Here is a 6,301-nt window from a genome sequence, read left to right on the forward strand (position 1 = left end):
CTCGACGACCGAGCAGGGGCAGGCCCTGTGCGAGGCCTACCGCCAGGTGCGTGAGCGCTGCCTGATGGAGGCGCTGGCGGACAGCGGCCAGCAGAACCAGGACATCGGCGACAGCGCGCAGCTGATGCGGTTGCTGTCGGGGCTTTACGACCAGGCGTCTCGGTCAGCGGCATCGCTCTAAACTGCCGGCCTTCATGACAGTGCCTATCTTCACGCCAGCCGACGAGCAAGCCATGCGGCTCGCGCTGGACCAGGCGCAGAACGCCTGGCTGGTGGGTGAGGTCCCGGTGGGCGCCGTCATCATGCGCGGCGATCAGGTCATCGCCACCGGCTACAACCGCCCGATCACGACGCATGATCCGACGGCCCATGCCGAGATCGTCGCGTTGCGCCACGCCGCCACGTTGCTGGAGAACTACCGCCTGCCCGAGTGCGAGCTCTTCGTGACGCTGGAGCCCTGCGCGATGTGTGCGATGGCGCTGATGCATGCGCGCTTCAAGCGCGTCGTGTTCGCGGCGCGCGACCCCAAGACGGGTGTGGCTGGCTCGGTCATCGACCTGTTTGCCCAGGCGCAGCTCAATCACCACACCGCCGTCGAAGGCGGGCTGTTGGCGGACGCGTCGGCGCAGCTGCTGCGCGACTTCTTCACCGAACGCCGCGAGGCCGCACGTGCGCGCCGTGCCGAACGTCAGGGCTTGATCCCGACCGGCGAAGCGACCGAACTGGACGAATAGGGCCTGTTGAAGCCAAGGAAGTCGGATGCGTTGCCACTCAAAAGCCCGCGAGCAAGGCGCGAAGTCGAAGCTGGGGTTGATCCCAGCGAGGCTTCGCAACGCCGCGCGCGGGCTTTTGAGTGACAACCCTTCGGGAGAGGGCCTGCACGGGCGCATGGCGTTGTTGTGCGCCTGGCCTGGGCATGAGCCCAGGCGGCGTCGCACGCCTAGCCCTGCACCCGCGCAAGCCCTCTCGCACCGATTTCCTTGACTTCAACAGGCCCTTTGATGACCTCACTCACGTTGTTCACGCCGTCGGGTGTCCTGGCCAAGGCCGAGCCGCTGAAGCGCRCCGCCAGGCGGCTGACGCAGCTGGGCTTCGAGGTCAGCACCGACGCTGATGCGCTGGCCAAGCATCAACGCTTCGCTGGCGATGACGCGGCGCGTCTAGCAGCCCTGCATCGCATCGCCGATGCTGCGCCGTCGGTGGCACTGGCCACGCGGGGTGGCTACGGCCTGACGCGCCTGCTCGACCAGCTCGACTGGGGCCGCATCGCGCGCAGCATCGAGCAGGGCACGCGCTGGGTCGGCTACAGCGACCTCACCGCGCTGCAGAACGGCCTGATCGCCCGCCACAAGGGGCTGTCCATGTGGGCCGGGCCGCTGGCTTGTGACGACTTCGGCCGCAGTGAGGCCGATGGCGGTGTCGACGAGGTCACGCGCGACTGCTTCCTGGAAGCCATGAGCGGCGCGCTGGAGGCCGTAGGCTTCCGCGAGCCGACCGGTGGCTTCGACGGCCTGGAGGCGCGCGGGCGGCTCTGGGGGGGCAACCTCAGCGTGCTGTGCTCGCTGCTGGGCACGCCGCACTGGCCCAAGGTCAAGGGCGGCATCCTGTTCCTCGAAGACGTCAACGAGCATCCCTACCGCGTCGAGCGCATGCTGCTGCAGCTGCAGCAGGCCGGCGTCATCGATGCGCAGGCCGCAGTGCTGCTGGGCGACTTCAGCGGCGCGGCCAAGTCGCCGCTGGATCGTGGTTATGGCATCAAGGACGCCGTCGCCGCGCTGCGCGCCCGCACCAAGACGCCGGTGCTGACGGGCCTGCCGTTCGGCCATGTGCGCACCAAGGTCTGCCTGCCAGTTGGCGGCACGGTGGAGCTCTATGTGCAGCGGCGCGAGGCCATCCTGGGCTGGCAGTCGGACCCGCGCTTGGCGCACGGCGCGCATGACCACGATGACGACTGCGGCGACGACTGCGGTCACGACCATCACCATCACTGAAGTCACCCCGGGTTTTCCTCGCCGCTTTCTCGGGGGCGGGCAGCGTTGTATAGACGAGTGCCCGACTATGATTCCCRCTATCGCCTCGGCCTGCCGCCGGGGCGCTTGTCGTTTGAGGGTGTCGGCGTGGCGGGAGTTTTCGGTTGGGCGGTGAGAGCCTTGAGCGCGTTGGCGTTCGGCCTGCTGTCCGGTTGCAACAACAGCCCCCATCCTCTCGGCGCCGAGCGCGAGAACACGCTCTACATGGCCTTTGCCGAGCGCTCGCCGCGCTATCTGGATCCGACCTCGTCGTACACGGCCCCCGAAAGCACCTACACCTACGAGATCAGCGAGCCGCCCTACGGCTACCACCCGCTGAAGCGGCCCTACACGCTGATCCCACGCGCGGCCGCCGGACTGGCGCAGCCTTACTACCTCGATGCCAAGGGCCAGCGCCTGCCCGACGACGCGCCGGACGAGCAGATCGCCGAGGCGGTCTACGACATTCCCATCCGCCCGGGCCTGAAGTGGTCGCCCCACCCGGCCTTTGCGAAAGACGCCAAGGGCGGCTACCTCTACCACCACCTCACGCCCGGCGAGCTGGGTGACAAGCGCAGCCCCTTCGATTTCAAGCAGCTGGGCACGCGCGAGGTGGTCGCCGAGGATTTCGTCTATGCGCTCAAGCGCCACGCCAACCCGCGCATCGAGACCCCGGTCCAGGCCGTGTTCTCCGAGCATGTCCTGGGCCTGAAGGACTATGTTGCGCAGATAAAGCGCGAAAGCGCCAGCCAGCTGGCCGGCCAAGCCGAGAGCCTGGCGGACAAGCCCTTCCTGGACTTGCGCCGCTGGCCGCTCGCCGGTGCTCAGGCCGTGGGCGACCACCTGCTGCGCATCCGCCTCAAGGGCCGCTACCCGCAGTGGCGCTACTGGCTGGCCACCAACTTCACGGCCGCCATCCCCTGGGAGGTGGACGCCTTCTACGCCCAGCCCGGCATGGCCGCCAATTCGCTGACCTGGAATCAGTGGCCGGTGGGCAGTGGCCCCTTCATGATGACGGAGTATGTGCAGGACCGCCGCCATGTGATGAGCCGCAACCCAAACTATCGGCCCGACACCTACCCCTGCGACGGCAGCCCCGGCGACGCTGAGGCCGGGCGGCTGGCGGATTGCGGCAAGCGCGTGCCCTTCGTCGACAAGGTCGTGGCCATCAACGTGAAGGAGAAGGTGCCGATCAAGGAGCTGTTCAAGCAGGGCTATCTCGACCTGCCCGAGATGGACCGCGCCGACTGGGGCGTGAACCTCGCGGTCGACCGCGACGACTCCGACGAAGTGCGGGCCTTCTTCGAGCAGCGTGGCTTCCAGCTGCCGATGGATGTCGACATCAGCAGTTGGTACCTCGGCTTCAACTGGCTGGACCCGGTCGTCGGCAAGGGCGACACGCCCGAGCAGCAGCGGCGCAACCGCGCGCTGCGCCAAGCCATCTCGATTGCCATCGACTGGGAGGAGGGCTATGGCCGGATCTTCCGCGACAAGGGCGGCGACGCGGCCCACGGCCCCATCCCGCCGGGTGTCTTCGGATCGAAGGAGGGCGAGCCCGGTGAGTTCAACCCGGTGACGCACACACTCGTCAACGGCAAGCCCGTGCGCCGGCCGCTGCAAGACGCCCTCAAGCTGATGGCCGAAGCCGGCTACCCCGACGGCCGTGACGTGAAGACCGGCAAGCCGCTGGTGCTGAACTACGACTTCCAGCGCGTCATCACGCCCGAGCTCAAGGCCGAGAACGACTGGATGGTGCGCCAGTTCGCCAAGCTCGGCATACAGCTCGACATCCGTGCGACCGACTTCAACCAGTTCCAGGAAAAGATCCTCAAGGGCAAGCACCAGATCTTCTGGTGGGGTTGGTTCGCCGACTACCCCGATGCCGAGAACTTCCTGTTCCTGCTGTACGGCCCCAACGCCAAAAGCCTGCACGAGGGCGAAAACACGGCGAACTACGCCAACCCCGAGTTCGACCGCTTGTTCCGCAAGCTGCAGTCGCTGGAAGACGRCCCGGAGAAGGCGCKGGTGATGGCGCAGATGAACGACATCGTGCGCCAGGATTCGCCCTGGGCCTGGGGTTTCTGGAGCTACTCGGGGGTGGCTTTCCAGCGCTGGGTGCACAACGGCAAGCCAGGCGTCGTCGTGCGCGACCGGGCGCGCTACCTGCGCGTGGATGCGCAGGAGCGCACGCACAGCATCGCCGMGTGGAATCGGCCGGTCTGGTGGCCGCTGCTGCTGCTGGCAGGCGGTGGGCTGGCTGTCTTCATCGCGACGCGTCGCGCCTGGCAGGCCCGTGAACAAGCCACCGAGAGGAAAGCCTGATGCTGGGCTTCATGCTGCGCCGCCTGGGCTATGGCCTGGCCATCCTCGTCGGTGTCAATCTCTTCACCTTCTTCCTGTTCTTCTCGGTCAACACGCCCGACGACATGGCGCGGCTGAACATCGGCGGCAAGCGCGTCACGCAGGAGCAGATCGAGAAGTGGAAGACCGAGCGCGGCTATGACAAGCCGCTGTACTTCGACGCCAGCAAGACTGGGGCGGAGCGGGTCACGCACACCATCCTGTGGGACCGTTCCATCAGCCTGTTCGCACTGGACTTCGGCAAGAGCGATGCGCGCCAGGCCATCAACATCGGCCACGAGATCAAGGTGCGCATGGGCGTCAGCCTGCAGCTGGCACTGCCTCTGTTCATCCTGCAGGTCATCGTCAGCATCGCCTTCGCGCTGCTGCTGGTGTTCTTCCGGCACAGCAAGATCGACTTCTGGGGCGTGGTGCTGTGCGTGCTGATGCTGTCCATCAGCAGCCTGTTCTACATCATCGTCGGCCAGTTCCTGTTTGCGCGTGTGCTCAGGCTGGTGCCGATGAACGGCTTCGCGCCGGGGCTGGATGCGGTCAGGTTCCTGGCCCTGCCCATCCTRCTGTCGCTGCTGTCGCGGCTGGGTGGCGAGGCGCGGCTGTACCGCGCGATGTTCCTGGAGGAGATGGGCAAGGACTATGTGCGCACCGCACGCGCCAAGGGCCTGAGCGAGGGCCGGGTGCTGAGCCGCCATGTGCTGCGCAATGCCCTCATTCCCATCATCACCAGCGCCGGCAGCTATCTGCCCTACGTCTTCCTCGGCAGCCTGGTGTTCGAGAGCTTCTTCGGCATACCGGGCCTGGGCGCCTTCGTCATCGAGGCCATCACGGGTCAGGATTTCGCCATCGTGCGTTCCATGGTCTTCCTCGGCGCGCTGCTCTACATCGCCAGCAATGCGTTGATCGACATCGCCTACACCTGGGTGGATCCGCGGGTGAGGCTTTCATGACGATGGCCCCCACGTTCACTTCGTTCACTGCCCCCCGAGGGGGCGCTCATGCCCTTCGGACGGCCGCGCTGACATGAAACTGGTGCTGCTCTGGACCGACATCGCGCTGTGGCTGGTGGCAGCGGCCGTCGTCGCTTACGCGTTGCGAGTGAGGCGCCAAGCCAATCTGCGTGCGACGTGGCGGCGCGTGCTGCGTGATCCGGTCGCCGCGTGTGCCGGCGTTGTCATGGCACTCTTCCTGCTCCTCACTCTGGCCGACAGCATCCACCTTCGACATGCGCTGCTGTCGGGCCAAGGTGAGGCCGCCGTCTACGACACGCGCACGCTGTCGCTGCTCGACCTGGTCCTGCAGCGCCAGATCGGCATGCGTGAGGTCAGCTACTCATTGCCGCTGGGCACGCGTGGCTTCAACAAGGAAAGCGTTACCGACGCCCAGGGCCAAGTGAGCCGCGACTACCCGCGCCTGCAGTTCGGTGGCGCGCACCTGACCGACCCGGCGACGCAATGGTCGGCCGACGTCGTTGCGCGCGCTGCCCTGGGCCTGGCGGGCGGCCTGCTGGCCGTCGGGGTGATGGTCGTTCTGACCGCCGCGGCCCTGGCCCGTCATCACGGTGGCTGGCGCCACGGGCTGGCCGATCTTGCTGCCGACCGCACCTACTACCCGCTGCGCGCCATGCTGATCATGCTGGCCGTCATCGCGCTGCTGGCCGGGCCCGTCATCGCGCTGATGCCGCACTACCACGTCTTCGGCACCGACCGCACCGGCAACGACGTGCTCGTGCAAGCCCTCAAGAGTGTGCGCACCGCCTTCGTCATTGGCGCGCTGGCTACGCTGGCCACACTGCCCATCGCGCTGCTGCTCGGCGTGCTGGCCGGCTACTACAAGGGCTGGGTCGACGAGGCCATCCAGTACCTCTACACCATGCTGAGCTCGGTGCCCAATGTGCTGCTGATCGCCGCCTGCGTGCTGATGGTGCAGGTCTTCCT

The 6,301-nt window shown here is 67.0% G+C and carries 4 protein-coding genes and 2 pseudogenes; all 6 read left to right on the forward strand.

What is annotated here, in order from left to right; all coding sequences use genetic code 11:
- A pseudogene (locus ACXJKR_RS21360) lies at positions 1–181 on the forward strand (winged helix DNA-binding protein); the annotation flags it as partial.
- Between the two features lie 13 nt (positions 182–194).
- Positions 195–734 (forward strand): tRNA adenosine(34) deaminase TadA, encoded by a 540-nt coding sequence (gene tadA, locus ACXJKR_RS21365; RefSeq protein WP_457324533.1) that lies wholly within the window; start codon positions 195–197, stop codon positions 732–734.
- Positions 735–1,001: 267 nt separating this feature from the next.
- Positions 1,002–1,991: an LD-carboxypeptidase gene (locus tag ACXJKR_RS21370; RefSeq protein WP_457324534.1), complete on the forward strand. Its 990-nt coding sequence runs from the start codon at positions 1,002–1,004 to the stop codon at positions 1,989–1,991.
- Between the two features lie 150 nt (positions 1,992–2,141).
- The gene (locus ACXJKR_RS21375) at positions 2,142–4,331 is read left to right on the forward strand and encodes an ABC transporter substrate-binding protein (RefSeq protein ID WP_457324535.1); all 2,190 of its coding nucleotides are present in this window, start codon (positions 2,142–2,144) and stop codon (positions 4,329–4,331) included.
- The gene (locus ACXJKR_RS21380) at positions 4,331–5,314 is read left to right on the forward strand and encodes an ABC transporter permease (RefSeq protein WP_457324536.1); all 984 of its coding nucleotides are present in this window, start codon (positions 4,331–4,333) and stop codon (positions 5,312–5,314) included. The genes ACXJKR_RS21375 and ACXJKR_RS21380 overlap by 1 nt, the downstream gene beginning before the upstream one ends.
- A gap of 73 nt (positions 5,315–5,387) precedes the next feature.
- Positions 5,388–6,301, forward strand: a pseudogene (locus tag ACXJKR_RS21385) (ABC transporter permease); the annotation flags it as partial.

The sequence above is a fragment of the Roseateles sp. P5_E11 genome, assembly GCF_054049355.1.